General features: G+C 74.8%; 18 protein-coding genes. 7 read left to right on the top strand and 11 right to left on the bottom strand.

Going from position 1 to position 16,543, the window contains the following annotated elements:
• From Cph01nite_RS17355 to Cph01nite_RS17345, 3 genes are all read left to right on the top strand, one after another.
• Positions 1–560 (top strand): class F sortase (locus tag Cph01nite_RS17355; protein WP_203675996.1); only part of this gene is annotated, 560 nt, incomplete at its 5' end.
• A 60-nt stretch (positions 561–620) separates the two neighbouring features.
• Complete coding sequence (locus Cph01nite_RS17350) at positions 621–1,193, top strand: RNA polymerase sigma factor (protein WP_203675994.1); 573 nt, start codon at positions 621–623, stop codon at positions 1,191–1,193.
• Complete coding sequence (locus Cph01nite_RS17345; protein ID WP_239069340.1) at positions 1,177–1,980, top strand: anti-sigma factor; 804 nt, start codon at positions 1,177–1,179, stop codon at positions 1,978–1,980. Before Cph01nite_RS17350 ends, Cph01nite_RS17345 begins: the two co-directional genes overlap by 17 nt.
• 68 nt (positions 1,981–2,048) lie before the next feature.
• On the opposite strand, the gene Cph01nite_RS17340 is transcribed toward Cph01nite_RS17345, so the two are convergent.
• The gene (locus tag Cph01nite_RS17340) at positions 2,049–4,007 is read right to left on the bottom strand and encodes a right-handed parallel beta-helix repeat-containing protein (protein ID WP_203675992.1); all 1,959 of its coding nucleotides are present in this window, start codon (positions 4,005–4,007) and stop codon (positions 2,049–2,051) included.
• 198 nt (positions 4,008–4,205) lie between these two features.
• On the opposite strand from Cph01nite_RS17340, the gene Cph01nite_RS17335 reads away from it, so the two are divergent.
• A complete protein-coding gene (locus Cph01nite_RS17335; protein ID WP_203675990.1) occupies positions 4,206–4,775 on the top strand; it encodes an NADPH-dependent FMN reductase in 570 nt (189 codons plus the stop codon).
• A gap of 156 nt (positions 4,776–4,931) precedes the next feature.
• Complete coding sequence (helR, locus tag Cph01nite_RS17330; RefSeq protein ID WP_373307601.1) at positions 4,932–7,088, top strand: RNA polymerase recycling motor ATPase HelR; 2,157 nt, start codon at positions 4,932–4,934, stop codon at positions 7,086–7,088.
• Positions 7,089–7,098: 10 nt separating this feature from the next.
• Here helR and Cph01nite_RS17325 read toward each other — a convergent pair whose 3' ends face one another.
• The 8 genes from Cph01nite_RS17325 to Cph01nite_RS17290 all read right to left on the bottom strand — a co-directional run bounded on the left by Cph01nite_RS17325 (position 7,099) and on the right by Cph01nite_RS17290 (position 12,959).
• Positions 7,099–7,758, bottom strand: coding sequence for a response regulator (locus Cph01nite_RS17325; protein ID WP_203675989.1), 660 nt, complete (start codon positions 7,756–7,758; stop codon positions 7,099–7,101).
• The gene (locus Cph01nite_RS17320; RefSeq protein ID WP_203675988.1) at positions 7,755–8,915 is read right to left on the bottom strand and encodes a sensor histidine kinase; all 1,161 of its coding nucleotides are present in this window, start codon (positions 8,913–8,915) and stop codon (positions 7,755–7,757) included. Before Cph01nite_RS17320 ends, Cph01nite_RS17325 begins: the two co-directional genes overlap by 4 nt.
• Positions 8,912–9,742, bottom strand: coding sequence for a CPBP family intramembrane glutamic endopeptidase (locus Cph01nite_RS17315; RefSeq protein ID WP_203675987.1), 831 nt, complete (start codon positions 9,740–9,742; stop codon positions 8,912–8,914). The genes Cph01nite_RS17320 and Cph01nite_RS17315 overlap by 4 nt, the downstream gene beginning before the upstream one ends.
• Positions 9,743–9,876: 134 nt before the next feature.
• Positions 9,877–10,035, bottom strand: a complete 159-nt coding sequence (locus Cph01nite_RS17310) for a hypothetical protein (RefSeq protein ID WP_203675986.1) — start codon at positions 10,033–10,035, stop codon at positions 9,877–9,879.
• Positions 10,032–10,298, bottom strand: a complete 267-nt coding sequence (locus Cph01nite_RS17305; RefSeq protein WP_203675985.1) for a CDGSH iron-sulfur domain-containing protein — start codon at positions 10,296–10,298, stop codon at positions 10,032–10,034. Before Cph01nite_RS17305 ends, Cph01nite_RS17310 begins: the two co-directional genes overlap by 4 nt.
• Entirely contained in the window at positions 10,295–11,359 is a 1,065-nt protein-coding gene (locus tag Cph01nite_RS17300; RefSeq protein WP_203675984.1) for an iron-containing redox enzyme family protein, read from the bottom strand. The genes Cph01nite_RS17305 and Cph01nite_RS17300 overlap by 4 nt, the downstream gene beginning before the upstream one ends.
• A 107-nt stretch (positions 11,360–11,466) precedes the next feature.
• Positions 11,467–12,762, bottom strand: coding sequence for a cytochrome P450 (locus Cph01nite_RS17295; RefSeq protein ID WP_203675982.1), 1,296 nt, complete (start codon positions 12,760–12,762; stop codon positions 11,467–11,469).
• 11 nt (positions 12,763–12,773) lie between these two features.
• Positions 12,774–12,959: a hypothetical protein gene (locus tag Cph01nite_RS17290; protein ID WP_203675979.1), complete on the bottom strand. Its 186-nt coding sequence runs from the start codon at positions 12,957–12,959 to the stop codon at positions 12,774–12,776.
• Positions 12,960–13,129: 170 nt separating this feature from the next.
• Here Cph01nite_RS17290 and lgt point away from each other — a divergent pair, with 170 nt between their 5' ends.
• Positions 13,130–14,041: a prolipoprotein diacylglyceryl transferase gene (gene lgt / locus Cph01nite_RS17285; RefSeq protein WP_203675978.1), complete on the top strand. Its 912-nt coding sequence runs from the start codon at positions 13,130–13,132 to the stop codon at positions 14,039–14,041.
• A gap of 22 nt (positions 14,042–14,063) precedes the next feature.
• Here lgt and Cph01nite_RS17280 read toward each other — a convergent pair whose 3' ends face one another.
• Together Cph01nite_RS17280 and Cph01nite_RS17275 are read right to left on the bottom strand one after the other, a co-directional pair.
• On the bottom strand, positions 14,064–14,969 hold the full coding sequence (locus tag Cph01nite_RS17280; protein WP_203675977.1) for an alpha/beta fold hydrolase: 906 nt from the start codon (positions 14,967–14,969) through the stop codon (positions 14,064–14,066).
• Positions 14,966–15,664 (bottom strand): TetR/AcrR family transcriptional regulator, encoded by a 699-nt coding sequence (locus Cph01nite_RS17275; protein WP_239069339.1) that lies wholly within the window; start codon positions 15,662–15,664, stop codon positions 14,966–14,968. Before Cph01nite_RS17275 ends, Cph01nite_RS17280 begins: the two co-directional genes overlap by 4 nt.
• Positions 15,665–15,752: 88 nt before the next feature.
• Between Cph01nite_RS17275 and Cph01nite_RS17270 the strand changes: the two genes are divergently transcribed.
• On the top strand, positions 15,753–16,337 hold the full coding sequence (locus Cph01nite_RS17270) for a GNAT family N-acetyltransferase (protein ID WP_203675975.1): 585 nt from the start codon (positions 15,753–15,755) through the stop codon (positions 16,335–16,337).
• Positions 16,338–16,543 lie beyond the last annotated feature (206 nt).

Raw genomic sequence — 16,543 nt, 5'->3', positions numbered from 1 at the left:
CCGCGTCCGTCGCCTCCCCGACCCCGCCGCCGCCGGGGCCCGCCGTCCCCGACGTCCCCGTCGTGGACGCGAGCCTCGGGTCGCAGCCCGCCGACGCCCCGGCCCCCGTCCGGGTCGTGGTGGCGGACCTCGGGATCGACATGCCGATCGACCCGGTCGGTGTGGAGAACGACGGCACGATGGAGATCCCCGAGGACGCCGGACGTGCCGGCTGGTACCGGTTCGGCCCGGCCCCCGCGACACCGGAGGGGGCGACCGTGGTGGCCGCGCACGTGGACTCTTGGACGACCGGCGTCGGCCCGTTCTCCCGGCTGCGGGACGTCGCACCGGGCGCCCGCGTGGAGGTGACCACCGAGGACGGCGTGGTGCACGCGTACGTCGTCCGGGAGGTCACGCAGGTGCCGAAGGACGACGCACCGGTGGAGCAGTGGTTCGACCGGTCCGGAGCTCCCCGGATCGTCCTGGTGACCTGTGGAGGGGCGTTCGACCGTGAAGTGGGGCACTATGCCGACAACGTCGCGGTGACCGCCGACCCCGTCGTGGACGCCGCTGGTGGATGATGAGCGGCGTGCGGCGCACGCGGTGCGCGAGGTTGCAGGGCGGTGACGGAGGGAGCGCGGGTGAGCACGTCGGCCACCGTGCCCGACGACGTGGAGGCGCTGGGACGTGCCTTCGTGTCGGGGGACGAGGCGGCGATCGGCGAGGCCTACCGCCGCTGGTCGGCCCTGGTCCACACGGTCGCGCTGCGCTCCCTGGGCAACGCGTCGGAGGCGGAGGACGTCACCCAGCAGGTCTTCGTCGAGGCGTGGCGGGGCCGGGCGCGGTTCGACCCGGACCGTGCCCGGCTCCCGGCCTGGCTGCTGGGGATCACGAAGCACGCGGTGGCCGACGCGCACGAGCGACGCTCGCGCGACCGTCGGCTGCGCGAGCAGCCGCAGGTGATGTCCGACCCGGACCGCGCGCCGGTGGCGACGCTGGACCAGCGGGTCGTCGACCGGGTGGTCGTGGCGGACGCCCTGGACGACCTGGGCGACCCGCAGCGCACGATCCTGCGGCTCGCGTTCTACGACGACCTCACGCACGACCAGATCGCCGCGAGGATGGGCTTGCCGCTCGGGACCGTCAAGAGTCACGTGCGGCGTAGCCTGGCCCGCCTGCGGACCCGATGGGAGGTGGATGGTGCTGTCCGATGACCTGCACGTGGACGACGAGACGCTCGCCCTCCTCGCGCTCGGGGAGCAGGTGGGCACGCCCGGCGACCTCGACCACGTCACCGCCTGCCCCCGCTGCACCGGCGAGGTCCAGGCGCTGCGCGGTGTCGCCGACCTGGCCCGCGAGTCCGGGCCCGAGCCGCAGCTCGTGGCTCCCGCACCGGAGGTCTGGCAGCGGGTCGCGGCCGACCTGGGCCTGGGCGAGCGCGCGCACGCGGCGGTCCGCGGCGAGGTGACGACGGTCGCGGACCGGTCCGCCGGGACGCCCTCCGACGCGCCCGCGGGGTCGTCCGGCGGCGCACCGCTGGCCACGATCACCCCGCTGGCGTCCCGCCGGCGCGTGCGCCGGGCGTGGCTCGCGGTCGCGGCCGCCGGCGGCCTGATCGTGGGCGGCGCAGGGGCGACGGCGGTCCTGCAGACGGGCTCCGACCGCACCACGCTCGTGGCGAGCGCGGTGCTCGAGCCCCTGCCGGGCTGGTCGGAGACGGGCACGGCGCAGGTCCGCACGGCCGGCGACGGCTCACGCACGCTCGTCGTCGACCTGGACGCGGCGCCCGAGGGCGAGGGGTTCCTCGAGGTGTGGCTGCTCAAGCCGGACGTCTCGGGGCTCGTCAGCCTGGGCACGCTGGACGGCACGAGCGGCGAGTTCGTGCTGCCCCCGGGCCTGGACCTGGCGGAGTTCCCGGTGGTGGACGTCAGCGACGAGCCGCTGGACGGCGAGCCCGCGCACTCCGGGGTGTCCGTGGTGCGCGGCGCGCTCGACGCCTGAGCCACCCGCACGAGAGCGAGGAACCCGGGACTCCTGCGCCCGAGTTCCTCGCTCTCGCGCGTGCGGTGTCAGAGGAGGCGGAGGCGGGCGTTCGTCAGGCCGCCGGCGAGCGGGCCCGCCGGGTGCGGGCCGGCCAGGGGCTCGCCGGCCAGGTCGGTGTCGAAGCGCGTGGGGTGCCCGTCGGCGTCCTCGAACTCCAGGCCGACGAGGCGCACAGGCGGCAGGTCGGCGGCCGTGACGTCGAGGACGGCGGCGTCGGCACCGGGCACGTCGACCTCGAGCCAGACCTCGTCGCCCTGCGTGACGACCTCGACGCGCGCGGTGCCGTTCAGGACCAGCGGCTCGTGCTCCACGTCCGCCGCGCGGGCGCCGCCGAGGAACACGTTGCCGCGCGACCAGTACGGCTGCACCCGGCTGCCGAACCGGTTGTGGTCGCCGTCCCAGCGGTCGCCCATCTCGGTGAGGTACTGCTCGAGCGACGTCGGGTAGCCGTCGTACGCCGCCGTGCCCGTCTGCGACCCGATCCGGCCCCACGAGTCGGCGTCGTACGCCGCGTCGAGGTCGCCGGCGGCGAAGACGTTGCCGATCCACCGGTCGTCGCCCGTGAGGATGAGCGCGTAGCCGGCGACCTGCGTGGAGTGCGCGCGGTGGTACGGCGTCGCCCGGTCCAGCATCTGCTTGAGCCCGACCGTCCCGCACAGCAGGTTGCGCACGTACGCGCCGCCCTGGCTGTGGTTCTCGACCGAGACGGGCGAGGCCAGCACGTTGTGGTCGACGACGTACGGGCCGTGGCTGACCTCGACGAACAGGTCGCGACTGTTGTCCCACAGCACGTTGCGCGTGATGCGCGTGCCCTGCGTCTGCCAGTCCAGCCAGATGCCGAGCGAGCAGTCGTGGATCCGGTTGTCCGCGATGACGACGTCGAGCGGTGCGTGCAGCTTGATGCCCGCGATCTCGTGGCCGTAGAACTCCCGGTCGTTGGCGATGTCGTGGATGTGGTTGCGCTCGATGCGCGAGAACACGCAGCCCAGGTGCCCGACGACCGCGTTCTGCCCGCAGTGGTGGATGTGGTTGTCGCGCACGACGTGCGAGCCGATGTGCTCGCGGTCCCAGCCGATCTGCCGGGCGGAGAACACCGACTCGAGCTGGTACTGGTAGCCGGGCTTGTCGCCGCGGTCGCTGGCGTAGTTGTCGCCCGTGGACGCCTCCTTGCCCAGGGACACCGCCGAGCACGTCGCGTCGTGGATGTCGTTGCCCTCGATGACCCAGCCGCGTGCCCAGTTGGGGCCGATGAGCCCGGGCTGGTTCGCGGTCGGCGGGGCCCACTGCGTCGCGGCCTGGCACAGCTCGAAGCCGCGCACGGTGATGAAGTCGACGTGGTGGTCGGTGGGCCAGAACACCGTGGGCCGCACGTTGATCTCGACGAGCGCCGCGTTCGGGTCGGCGTCGCCGAAGCTCGCGTGGACCGTGGTGACGTCCGCGCCGACCTCGGCGTGCCACACCCGCGGCGTCCGGTCGGGGTCGGCGACGGGCACGGTGGTGCCGGTCCAGTCGTCGACGACCTCGGTGCGACGCGGGGCGTCGGCGACGTCGGCGGCCGTCGGGACCTCGAGCAGACGACGACCGTCGAGGTAGACGGCACCGAGGTGCTTCCTCGGGTCGTCGCGGCCCGGCCGGACGATCCAGTCGCCGTCGACCTCGACCGCGAACGGGTTGACCTCGCCGAACAGGGTGTTCGGCACCTCGACGCGCCACACGCCCTCGCCGACGTGCTCCCAGTCGGTGACCGGCTCGGAACCGGTGATGCGGACGTGCTCACCGGGCGCCGCCTGGTAGGTGATGCGACGGTTCTCGCCGGAGCCGCCGCGGCGCGGGCGGACCCACTCGCGGTAGGTGCCGGCGTGCACGGTGACCGTGTCACCGGGCCGTGCGAGCCGGGCGGCGCGGTCGATGGTGCGCAGGGGGGCGTCCGGGGTGCCGGCGGCGTCGTCGGACCCGTCGACGGAGACATGGAGAACGTGTGCCATGTCGGGACCCTACGCGCGCACGCCCGCTGGGTGCAGTTCGGGACGTCCCGCGTCCCGAACTGCACCCGGCGACGGGTCCTCGGCGGTCCTCGGCAGGCCCCTCCCCGGTGGCGGCCCCCGACGACCCCCTGAGAGGGTGATGGGAGCAGGTCCACCGCCCTCGGCCCCGCGCCGAGACCCTCACCGAGGAGAGTCACCATGAGCGCGTACCAGGTCGGGTACTTCGTCGGCAGCCTGTCGTCCACGTCGATCAACCGGACGCTGAGCAAGGCGCTGATCGCGCTCGCGCCCGACGACCTGGAGTTCACCGAGCTCCCGATCGGCAACCTGCCGCTCTACAGCCCGGACTACGACGACGACTACCCGCCGGAGGCGCAGGCCCTCAAGGACACGCTGGCCTCTTGCGACGCCGTCCTTTTCATCACCCCGGAGTACAACCGGTCCATCCCGGGTGCGCTGAAGAACGCCATCGACTGGGCGTCGCGGCCGTGGGGGCAGAACTCGTTCGACCACATGCCGGCCGCGGTCATCGGGGCGTCGATCGGCCAGATCGGCACCGCCGTGGCCCAGCAGAGCCTGCGCGGCGTCCTCACGTTCTGCAACGCGCGGCAGATGACCGCGCCGGAGGCGTACATCTACTTCAAGCCCGAGGTGTACACCGACTCCGGCGAGGTCACCGACGAGGACACGGCCGCGTTCCTGCGGGACTTCATGGCGGAGTTCCGCACCCACGTCGAGCGCGTGCTGACGGTCCTGCCGCGGCACTGACCGGCGCGGCACGGAGGAGGGAGAGGACCGCGGTCCTCTCCCTCCTCAACGTATAGCGCAGGGGGTGTCTTGCGGCAAGGCCCCGGGGAGGGCGCATGATCGACGCCGTGCCGCGCGCCTCCCCGCGGCGTCCACCCCCCGCACCGAGGAGCCACCGTGCCCCTGCCCACCCCCGCCGCGCCCGCGTCGGGCTTCGCTCTCCCCGCCGGCCGTGCCGCCAAGGCCGACCCGGCGCTCGTCGCGCGTGACGAGCAGCTGTTCGCGGCGCTCGCGACGACGCTCGACGAGCGGACGGCCGAGCTGCGCGAGCGCATCGAGCGCCTGCGACGCGCACCCGGCGGGCACGGGCAGGCGGCGCTCGACCGCGACCAGGACATCCACCGCCTCAGCGGCCGGCTGCGGCTCCTGGAGCGGTTCGGCATCGACCTGTGCCTGGGGCGCATGGTCCTCGAGGGCGACGCGGACCCGGTGTACGTCGGGCGCCTCGGCCTGACGACGAGCACGGGCGAGCGGCTGCTGGTCGACTGGCGCTCCCCGGCCGCCGAGCCGTACTTCGCGGCGACGCTCGCCCGGCCGATGGGGCTGGTCAGCCGGCGCCGTTACCGCTGGACCGAGGGCCGCGTCACCGACTACTGGGACGAGGTCTTCACGCCCGAGGGGTACGACCAGGCCGCCGCGCTCGACGAGCAGTCGGCGTTCCTCGCGAGCCTCGGCGCGAGCAGGTCGGCGCAGATGCGCGACGTGCTCGGCACGCTGCAGGCCGACCAGGACGCGATCATCCGGGCGCCGTCCCGCACGGCGCTGGTCGTCGACGGCGGGCCCGGCACCGGCAAGACGGTCGTCGCCGTGCACCGCGCCGCGTACCTGCTGCACTCCGACCCGCGGCTGCGGGACCGGCACGGGCGCGTGCTGCTCGTCGGCCCGCACCGGCCGTACCTGTCCTACGTCGCCGACGCGCTGCCGGGCCTGGGCGAGGAGGGCGTGCAGACGTGCACGCTGCGGGACCTGGTCGCCGAAGGCGCCGCCGCAGTACCCGAGACCGACCCCCTGGTGGCGCGGCTCAAGGGGTCGGCGGACATGGTCCGCGCCGTCGAGCCGGCCGTGCGGTTCTCGCAGCGCCCGCCGACGCAGCCCCTGCGCGTGCAGACGCCGTGGGCGCAGGTGACGCTCACCGCGGACGACTGGGCCGACGCGTTCGACGCCCCGGACCCCGGCACCCCGCACAACGAGGCCCGGGACCAGGCGTGGGAGGCCCTCGTCGAGATCCTCACGGACGGGCACGGCGCCGACGTGCCCGTGGACCAGCTGCGCCGCGAGCTGACCCGCATCCCCGGGCTGACCGGGGCGTTCAACCGCGCGTGGCCGGTCCTCGAGGCCGCCGACGTCGTCGCCGACCTGTGGTCCGTGCCCGCCTACCTGCGGCTGTGCGCGCCGTGGCTGACGCCCGAGGAGGTGCGCGTGCTGCAGCGCGACGACCCGCGTGCGTGGACCGTGGAGGACCTGCCGCTGCTCGACGCCGCCCGCCGCCGGATCGGTGACCCCGCGGAGTCCCGCCGCCGCCGGCGGCGCGCGGCGACGGTCGCCGCCGAGCGGGAGTACATGTCGCACGTCGTCGACAACCTCGTCGCCGGGGACGACTCCACGCTCGGCGTCATGCACATGCTCGGCGGCGACGACATGCGCAGCGCCCTCGTCGACGAGGCCGGGCTGCCGAGCGCCGACCCGGACCTGCTCGCCGGGCCGTTCGCGCACGTCGTCGTCGACGAGGCGCAGGAGCTCACCGACGCGCAGTGGCAGATGCTGCTGACGCGCTGCCCGTCGCGCAGCGTGACGATCGTCGGGGACCGCGCGCAGGCGCGGCGCGGCTTCCCCGAGTCGTGGACCGAGCGGCTCGAGCGCGCCGGGCTCCGCGGGGTCGAGGTGGCGTCGCTGCGCATCAACTACCGGACGCCCGTCGAGGTGATGGCGCAGGCCGAGCCCGTGATCCGCGCGGCGGTGCCGGACGCGAACGTGCCGACGTCGGTGCGGTCGACCGGGCTGCCGGTCGTGCACGGGTCACGCGCCGACCTGGCGAGCGTGGTCGAGGACTGGCTCGCGGCCCACGAGGGGATCGCGTGCGTCATCGGCGACCCGACGTTCCCCGCGGGCCCGCGGGTCCGGTCGCTCACCCCGCAGACCGCGAAGGGCCTGGAGTTCGACCTCGTCGTCCTCGTCGAGCCCGACCGGCTCGGCGACGGGATCGAGGGCGCCGTGGACCGCTACGTCGCGATGACCCGCACGACCCAGCAGCTGGTGGTGCTGGCGGGCCGGTGAGGGACCACCCTCAGGCCACCAGACCGCTCCGGTACGCGTACACCACCGCCTGCACGCGGTCGCGCAACCCCAGCTTGGCGAGGATGCGCGACACGTACGTCTTGACGGTCTCGTGGCTGATCACGAGGGTGGCGGCGATCTCGCTGTTCGACATGCCGCGGGCGATCAGGGTCAGCACCTCGACCTCGCGCGGGGTCAGCACGGTCTCGTGGGACGTGCGCTCGGGCGGGCTGATCCGGCTCGCGTAGCGGCCGACGAGCCGGCGCGTCACCTCGGGTGCGAGCAGCGCCGCACCGGAGGCGACCGTGCGGATGCCGTGCAGCAGCTGCGCCGGCGGTGCGTCCTTGAGCAGGAAGCCGCTGGCGCCGGCGCGCAGGGCCTCGTAGACGTACTCGTCCAGGTTGAACGTCGTGACCACGAGCACCTTGACGGGGTCCACGACACCGACACCCGCGAGCAGCCGGGTCGCCTCGATGCCGTCGAGCACCGGCATCCGCACGTCCATGACGACCACATCGGGCGCGACGCGGGCGGCGAGGTCGACCGCGGCGCGACCGTCGCCGCACTCCCCCACCACCTCGAGGTCGGGCTGGGCGCCGATGATCGTCGCGAACCCGGTGCGGATGAGGGCCTGGTCGTCGCAGACGAGCACCCGGATCGGCCCGGTCACGACGGGCTCCCCGCAGGGATGCGGGCCCGGACGACGAACCCGCCCCCGGGCCTCGGCTGCGCGACGAGCTCACCACCGAGGATGTCGACCCGTTCCCGGAGTCCGGCGAGCCCGCGCTCGCTCCCGCCGGGGGACGGCGAGCGGACGCCCGACCCGTCGGTGCCGACCTCGACGGTGATCGTGTCGTCACCGTGGTGCACGTGCACCGTCGTGCGGCTGCCGTGGGCGTGCTTCAACGCGTTCGTCAGGGACTCCTGCACCACGCGGTACGCCGCAGCCTGCGCACCGCTCGGCGTCGGCGACGGGGTGCCCTCCTCGACGTACTCCACGGGCTGGCCGGCCCGCCGGGTCTGCTCGACGAGGGCACGGATCTCGCGGCCCGTCGGCGTCCGCGGGACGGCGTCGTGGTTCGGGTCGAGCACGTCGAGCAGCCGACGCAGGTCGCTGATCGCCTGGCGGCCCGTGTCGGTGACGGCGGTGAGGCTCTGGTCGAGGCGGTCGGGCCGGGTGGTCAGGTACCGCGCCGCCTCCGTCTGCACGACCATCGCCGTCACGTGGTGGGTGACCACGTCGTGCAGCTCACGCGCGATGTGGGCGCGCTCGGTGGCGCGGGCGTCGGCGGCGGCCCGGCGGCGGTGGTCCGCCTCCGCGGCGCGGGACCGGCGCAGCCACGCCCCGACGCCCCAGGCGAGGACGAGCAGGACGTAGAAGGTGACGAACCCGCTGACACCCTCGGTCGACCCCTGCCGGTGCAGCGCCACCGCCAGCGCCACGTACGCGCCGGTGGTGACGACCGCGGCCACGCGCCGACGGCGCCCCAGGTGGACGCCCGTGCTCACGAGCGCCACGGCCAGCGCGGTGCCGGCCGCCGTGTGGTAACCGCGGAGCTGGTCGAGGACGAAGCCCCCGCACACCAGCGTGAGACACACCGCCGGCCACCGGCGGCGCACCGCCAGCGGCAGGCACTGCAGCGCGACGGCGACGACCGCGAGCGCGTCCAGCGGGCGGTCCGGCAGATCGCCGAGCTGCGTGCCCTGGTCGCGCCACGACGGGACCAGGGGGCCGACGGCCAGCACGAGCGCGAGCGGCAGGTCACGTACCACGACGCTCTGCCGGTGCCACAGGCCACGCAGCCGCGGCAGGTCGACCACCGTCATGACGTGACGGTCACGGGGTCGCGCACCTCGCGTCGCCGCATCGGCACGAGGGTGCCGCGCCGGTGGGCGAGCAGGAGGAACACCCCGGTCAGCACGGCACCCGCCACCACGGCGTAGACGCTACCCTCCGGGCCGAAGGCGCCGCCGGTGAGGAGGTCCGGGCCGGACGTCACCCCGTGCAGCAGCCCCTGCGTCAGGTCGCTGCCCGAGACCTCGGCACCGAAGATGCCGCCCAGCGCGACGTTCCACCCCAGGTGGAGACCGATGGGCAGCCACAGGGTGCGGGTCGCGGCGTACGCGGCGCCCAGCACGCCGCCGGCCTCGACGGCGATCGCGACGGCGCCCCACAGGGACGCGTCGGGGTTCATCAGGTGCATCGCACCGAACAGCACGGCGCTGACGACCAGCGCGACCCACGTCCCGGTGCGCTCCTCGACGAGCCGGAACACCAGGCCACGGAAGATCAGCTCCTCGGCCACTGCCCCGGCGGCCAGGAACCCGACCGTGCCCACCACGACGGTCACCGAACCGACGCCCTGGACGCGGTAGCCACCGCCCGCGGCAAGGCACGCGATCACCGCGCCGCACCACAGCACCCCGAGGAGCAGTCCGCGGCCGAACGCCCCGCCCGCCCCGTCGGGACCGACCTCGACCGGCGTCCGGTGCTCGGTGCGGCGCACCACCCACGCGTAGGCGAGCAACGCCAGCACCGCCACCGCGACCCCGACGACGAACCGCGGCAGCCAGCTGCCCTCGACGGCCATGACCACCTGGCTGCCGACGGCGGCAGCCCCCACCACGACCACGACCTGCTTGAGCACCCGCATGACACGTCCTCCCGAGACCGCCGCAGCGGTGCGCCGCGACCTCGTGAACGCTAGGGACCGGGTGGTCGGCGGTCGTCACCGCACGGTGGGTACTTCGGTGTCCCTCGCTCGGGGGACCGGGACAGGCTGAGCCGTCAGGGCACCACGCCGTCCCCCGCGCCGTCCGCGCCGTGGCCGTCGTCGTCCCCGGAGGGGACCGGGTCGACGATCTTCGCCAGCACGTCGGGCGTGCCCTCGTCGACGCCCTCGGGCAGGTCCTGGTCCGGGTCGGGCCCGGTGGGGTGTGCGCTCATCGCTCCACCGTCGCACCTGGACGCCCGGCCTGCACCTCGGGCTCCGGGTCCGCCGTGCGGAACCCGTTGACCTTGTGCGTGCCGTCGCACCACGGCGGCGCGGCGGTGCCCCCGCACCGGCACAGCGCGACGGTGCGGCGACGGGCCGGGACGGGCACGCCGTCGGCGCCGACGACCTCCACCGGCCCGCGGACCAGCAGCGGCCCGTCCGGGCAGGGGGTGATGCGGACGGGGCGCACCCGCTCGTCGTCGCGGCCCGTCACGTCAGCGCCAGCCGCAGGGACGACGCGTCGGCCTCCCAGCACCCCAGGACGTGCCCGGCCCACCAGCCGTCGAGCGCGAGGCACGCGGCCGCTCCCCACACGACGTCCGCGCCGAGGGTCGGGTCCTGCTCGACGAGGCGACCCGCGAGGTCGCGCCCGGCGATCTGCTCGTGCACCGCGTCGGCCTCGACGTGCTCGTCGAAGTACTCGGTGACGTCCGCGCCCAGCCCGACGCGGCGCATGCCGTTGCCGTACAGGCGGTTGGGCACGGACGACGTCATCTCGAACGCCGCGAGGTGCCCGGCGATCGCACCGCGCAGCCGTCGGTGCAGCCCGAACATCGACATGACGTTGGGGTGCGCCAGGGTGATCGCGGGCACGTGGTCGACGTAGCGCCCGTAGGTGTCGTCGAGCCCGAGCCCGCGCATGGCCTGCGCGAACAGGGCCGCGTGCTGGCGCTCCGGGTCGCCCGCGCCGTACTCGTCGGACTGGATCTCGACGAGTGCGACCTTGGGCGCACCGCCCAGGCGCGGCACCGCCCACGTGTGGGGGTCCGCCTCCTTGAGCTGGTACACCGAGCGGTGCACGAGCAGCTCGGCGAGGTGCTCGCGCTGCGCGCGGCGGGCGATCCAGCGGGACATGCTCGGGCCGTCGTCCGAGGACGCCAGGGCGAACAGCGCGGCGGCGACGGCGGCCGCGGACGTCTCCTGCGGGACCGCGACGGTCACGCGCTCGCGCAGCTCGGACTCGACGACGCGCTCGAGCGCGGCACGCGCTGCGAGCACGTCCGGCTGCCACTCCCAGTCGTCGTCGACGCCGTCCAGGCCGCGGTAGTGCAGCTCGTACATGCAGGTGAGCGCCACCTGGACGTCGTCGTGCTCGAGCCAGGAGCCCGCGGGCGCCGCGAGGGTGGCGGCCACGGCGTCGTGCAGCGCGGCGGGATCGGTCACGGCTCCAGTGAGGAGCCGCAGCAGGGCCTCGCCGACCGGGCCGCGGGGGGTGGGCAGGGGCATCGAGGACTGCGGGCCGGCGACGTGCGCGGGGGACAGCTGGACGGTCATGGAGGGCTCCTCATGCGGGGCAGGGGCACCCGCGGACGACGGCACTCATCGTCACCCGGCACTCCCCGCCCCGCCACCGCAGCCCGCCCCCGCGCCCGGCCGGTCCGTCAGCGCGCCGTGGCCGCCACCCGCAGCGTCGTGTGCGCCAGGCTGCCCGGCAGCGGGTCGCGCCCCAGGCCCGGGTGGCTGACGGGTGACCAGCCGGCCGCGCGGACGAGGGCCGTGAGCAGGTGGGACGTGACGTGCAGCACGACGTCGCGTCCCGGGCAGACGACCGGCCCCGCGCTGAACGGCACGACGAGGCCGGCGGACCGGTCGGCACCCGGCCGGAAGGCCGCGGCGTCCGCGCCGAACGCGGGGTCGCGGTGCCAGTAGGAGCTGACGAGCACGACGCCCGTCCCCGTGGGCAGCGTGGAGTCGCCCCACGCGGTGGGGCCGGTGGTCTCGCGCAGCAGCACCAGCGTCGTCGGCCACAGCCGCAGCGTCTCGTCGACCACCGCGCGCGCCAGGGGCCGCACACCCTCGACGGCGTCCTCGGCGCGCACCTCCTCCTGGAGGTCCGGCCGGGCGGCCAGCACCGCGAGCGCACGCCACAGGGCGATGCGCGCGGCGTCGAACGCGAACAGCCAGTGCGCCACCTGCGACGCGACCGCGGAGCAGTCCCCGGACGCCTCGCGCCCGTGGCCGGCGAGCGATCCCGCCGGGGCGGAGGCGACGTGGTCGTGCAGCCGCTGGAGGAAGGCGGCGCGCCGCCGCCGGGCGACGGGCACGATGCCGGACCAGTTGGAGCGCCCGCGCAGCGCGACGAGGTCGTCGGTGAGGCGCGCGTCGTGGCGGGCGCCCGGCCCGAGGGCGACCTCGCGGACCGTGGCCCACAGCAGGTCGTCGACGTCGTCGAACCCGAGGTCGTCGCGGCGCAGCGCCCGGTCGGCGATCCACGCCGCGTCGGCGGTGAGCACGTCGTCGAAGGCCGGGGCCGAGCGGTGCACAGGGCGGTCCGTGTCTAGCGCGGCCTCGTTCCAGGCACGGCGCGGCGGACGGGCCGACGTGCTGCTCACCAGGACGCCCTGCGGCTGGAAGTGGTGCAGCGCCCCGCGCTTGGCGGCCGTCGCGGGGGTGAAGGGCTCGGGTGACGCGTCGAGCACCGTGCGGGCGTCGTCGACGTGCAGCGGCACGAGCATGTCCATGAACCCGAGCCGCAGCAGCACGGGTCGGCCGTCGAACCGCTGCTTGAGGGCGCGGAGCACGTCGATGCCGCGGTCGTCGGCGTGCAGCCGGTCGGCCAGCCGCGTCACACCGGGGCGGCGCAGGATCGCGCCCTGCGCGACCAGCGGCGCGAGCACCTGGCCGAGCAGACGTGCGGAGTCGGCGGGTCCGAGGGGGACGACGTCCCGGGGACCCACCCGGTAGCCGCTCAGGTCGAGTCCTCGCCGTCGCTGCTCGGGGTGCGCGGGTTGAGGGTCGCCGGGTCGGCGTCGGTGTCGGCACCCGGCGCGTCCGCGGAGCCACCGGCAGCCGCGTCGCCCGTGCGGGGGTTCAGCTGCTCGGGATCGGTGTCGGGATCCTGGTCCGGGTCGTACCCGGTCGTGTCGTCGCTCATCCTCCACGATCACATCCGCACCCCCTCCCCGCATCCGGGAGCGCGGCCGAGAACGTGAGGGGTTGCCGTCGTCTCGTGACGGCAACCTCTCACGGTCCGTCGGGCCTCGGCGGGGCGTGTCGTCCTCGCGACGGGTACCGCCGACCCCCGTGCGCGGGGGATGCTGAGGCGTGCACCTCGGCATCCCCAGCCCCGACCTCGCGTGGTCCGGGATCTCGCTCGGCCCCCTGACCCTCCACACGTACGCACTGTGCCTGCTCGCGGGCATGGCGGCGGCGGTGTGGCTCACCTCGCGCCGCCTGACCGCGCGCGGCGGCCCCGAGGGCGCGGTGCTCGACATCGCGATCTGGGCGGTGCCGTGCGGCATCGTGGGCGCCCGGATCTACCACGTGCTCACGCACTGGGGCGACTACTTCGGGGCGGGGCAGGACCCCCTCAGCGTGCTCTACGTCTGGGAGGGCGGCATCGCGATCCTCGGGTCGCTGATCGGCGGGGCCGTCGGTGCCGCGATCGGGTGCCGACGGGTCGGCGTGCGGCTGTGGTCGTTCGCCGACGCCCTGGCACCCGCGATGCTCCTCGCGCAGGCGATCGGGCGGCTCGGCAACTGGTTCAACCACGAGCTCTTCGGCAGCCCGACGACGCTGCCGTGGGGCCTGCAGATCCCCGCGGACAACGGCGCGTTCCCGGCCGGCCTGCCCGCCGGGACCCTGTTCCACCCGCTGTTCCTCTACGAGATGCTGTGGAACCTGCTGGGGATCGCGGTGATCCTGCTGCTGGAGCGGCGGTTCGCGCTGCGCTGGGGCACCGCGTTCGGCGTCTACCTCGTCTGGTACGGCACCGCCCGGGTCTGGCTGGAGATGCTGCGGATCGACCCGACCAGCGTCACGCCGCTGGGGCTGCCCGCCAACGTCTGGGGCGCGCTGGCCGCCGTCGCGACGGGGCTGACGATCATCGTGGTGCAGCGGCGCCGGCACCCCGAGCCGGAGACGTCGGTGCTGGTGGACGGGGCGGAGCCGGCGACGGACCCGACGCCCGGCGAGCGCGTCCCGCAGGGCCCCGACGGGAGCGCTGGGGGCGCCTGACCAGCCCGCGCAGCCGCCGGGCTCAGCCGTCGGCGCGCGCCGCGAGCTCGCGCACGAACCGCTCGACCTCCGCGGGCTTCTCCTCGGCCATGAAGTGCCCGGCCGCGATCGGCTCGTACGTCAGGTCGCTCGCCCACGCTCCCCACAGGGCGCGCGGGTCGAATCCCAGCACGGACCCCCAGTCCTGGGAGATGACGCCGACGGGCATGGTCAGCCGCCGGCCGGCGTCGCGGTCCGCCTGGTCCATCTCGAGGTCCACCCCGGCCGTCGCCCGGTAGTCCGCGACGATCGCGTCGACGGACGCCACCGAGCTGTCGACGTAGTGCCGGCGCACCTGCGGCTCGAACGTCGAGCCGTCGGGGTCCCACGCGTCGAGGAACGAGGCGAAGAACTCCGGCGCGACGGCCGCGATCATCTTCTCCGGCAGGCCGGGCGGCTGTGCCATGAGGTACAGGTGCCAGGCGACCTTGGCGTGCACGCCCTGGAGCACAGCCCAGGTGTCGAGGGTCGGCAGGACGTCGAGGACGCCGAGGTACCGCACGACGTCGGGGTGGTCGAGGCCGGCGCGGACGCCGACGAGGGCGCCGCGGTCGTGGCCGACGAGCCCGAACTGCTCGTGACCGAGCCTGCGTGCGACCTCGACGACGTCGCGGGCCATGGTGCGCTTGGAGTACGTCGTGTCGTCCTGCGCGGCGGGCTTCGCGCTGCGCCCGTAGCCACGCAGGTCGGGCACGATCACGGTGTGCTCGTCCGTGAGCGCGCGGGCGACGTGCCGCCACATGCAGTGGGTCTGCGGGAAGCCGTGCAGCAGCACCACGGCGGGGCCGTCGCCCGCGACGGCGACGTGCAGGTCGACGTCGTCGGCGCCCGGCAGCCGGTGGTAGGTGAAGCCGTCGATGGTGAGGTCGGTGGCGGTCGGGGTGGTCATGGGGTCTCCTCGGTGGTCACGGGGGCGGGTGCGGTGGCGGGGTGGCCGGAGAAGATCCCTCGCGGCAGGTCCCCTCGGACGTCGGCGGTGCCGCGCAGGGCGGGCAGGAGGACGGAGTCGACCAGCGACTCGAGGTAGTGGTCGTCGGCGGGCAGGCCGTTGAGCCGGCGGAGCAGCAGCACGGACCCGGTGACCTCCTCGTACGGGAACGGGTCGACGCCGATAGGGAGCTCGCCGCGGCGCACGGCCGCCTCGACGACGCTCGCGGGCAGCCGGGCACCCGTCGGGCCGGTGGACCGCTCGATCTCGTCGCACAGCTCGGGGTCCTCGAGGCCGGCCTGCAGCAGGAGCATCGCGGTGCGGCCGTCGGACGAGCGCATGGTCCGGTCGAGCCGTCGGCACAGCGCGAGCAGGTCGCCGCGCAGGCTGCCGGTGTCGATCGCGTCCGGGCCGGAGCGCGCGGCGGGCCCGGCCTTGAGGGCGGCCATCACCATGTCGCGGCGGGTGCTCCACCGCCGGTAGAGCGTCGCCTTGGAGGCGCCGGCGCGGCGCGCGACCTCCTCGAAGGTCACGCCGTCGTAGCCGACGTCGGCGAGGAGCGTGGTGACCGTCGCGAGGATCTCCCGCTCGCGGCGGTCGTCGCGGGGACGCCCCCGCACAGGCGGGGGCGCGTCGGGCGATTTAGAATACGGCACGTTCCGTACCGTAACACGTAGGGGCCGCCCTGCCCGCGAGGTGGCGGGACCCGCGCCCGGTGTCGGAGGTCTGTGCCACGGTGGACCGGTGACTCCGACGATCGAGGTGCACCCCGCCACCGTCGAGCGGTTCGACGACGTGCGCGCCGTGCTGGCACCGAAGAACCCCGACTCCCCCGCGTGCTGGTGCCTCAGCTACCGGGTCCCGAACGCCGAGTTCCACGCCCTCGACGGCGCAGACCGTCCCGCTCGCCTGCGTCGCTATGCCGAGGAGGGCACGCCACCGGGCGTCGTCGCCTACGTGGACGGCGAGCCGGCCGGGTGGTGCTCGGTCAGCCCCCGCTCCAGCCACCACCGGCTCACGCGGTCACGGACCATCCCCACGGTCGACGACGTCCCGGTGTGGAGCATCGTCTGCCTCGTCGTGCGGCCCGCGTTCCGCCGGCAGGGCCTGGCACGCCACCTGCTCGACGGCGCGATCGAGTACGCCCGCTCGCAGGGAGCGCCGATGCTCGAGGCCTACCCGATCGACCCCCAGGGCACCCGGATCAGCTCCGCGCTCGCCTATGTCGGCACGACCGGGCTGTTCGAGTCCGCAGGCTTCGAGCGCGTCGTCGCCACGGACTCGAAGTCCGGCGGCGTGAGCCGGTGGCTCCTGCGCATGGCCCTGTAGCCGACGTCGAGGCGGCGGACGAGCACGGCCGGTCGAAGCGTTTCACCGCTGGACCTCGTCCCCGCCCGTGCGTGATCTTCGGCAGCACGCTGTGAACGTTCACGATCGGCTGCTGGACCGTTCCCCGCGCACGGACGGACCTCGCCCGTGCGGCGGCCGCCGCACGTGACGCCCCGACGGACACCGACGTCCGCCGGGTCGGTCCG

Origin of the sequence: Cellulomonas phragmiteti (assembly GCF_016862775.1) — a bacterium.
In the GTDB taxonomy this organism is placed as follows: Bacteria; Actinomycetota; Actinomycetes; order Actinomycetales; family Cellulomonadaceae; genus Cellulomonas; species Cellulomonas phragmiteti.
The sequence above is the reverse complement of the archived record's forward strand: the minus strand, read 5'-3'. Positions and strand labels throughout refer to the sequence as shown.

Coding starts and splice junctions, on each gene's coding strand:
- Cph01nite_RS17335 (WP_203675990.1), top strand. CDS start 4,206: ATGAGCGCGTACCAGGTCGGGTACTTCGTCGGCAGCCTGTCGTCCACG.
- Cph01nite_RS17345 (WP_239069340.1), top strand. CDS start 1,177: ATGGTGCTGTCCGATGACCTGCACGTGGACGACGAGACGCTCGCCCTC.
- Cph01nite_RS17290 (WP_203675979.1), bottom strand. CDS start 12,959: ATGAGCGACGACACGACCGGGTACGACCCGGACCAGGATCCCGACACC.
- Cph01nite_RS17340 (WP_203675992.1), bottom strand. CDS start 4,007: ATGGCACACGTTCTCCATGTCTCCGTCGACGGGTCCGACGACGCCGCC.
- Cph01nite_RS17320 (WP_203675988.1), bottom strand. CDS start 8,915: ATGACGGTGGTCGACCTGCCGCGGCTGCGTGGCCTGTGGCACCGGCAG.
- Cph01nite_RS17280 (WP_203675977.1), bottom strand. CDS start 14,969: ATGACCACCCCGACCGCCACCGACCTCACCATCGACGGCTTCACCTAC.
- Cph01nite_RS17300 (WP_203675984.1), bottom strand. CDS start 11,359: ATGACCGTCCAGCTGTCCCCCGCGCACGTCGCCGGCCCGCAGTCCTCG.
- Cph01nite_RS17315 (WP_203675987.1), bottom strand. CDS start 9,742: ATGCGGGTGCTCAAGCAGGTCGTGGTCGTGGTGGGGGCTGCCGCCGTC.
- Cph01nite_RS17310 (WP_203675986.1), bottom strand. CDS start 10,035: ATGAGCGCACACCCCACCGGGCCCGACCCGGACCAGGACCTGCCCGAG.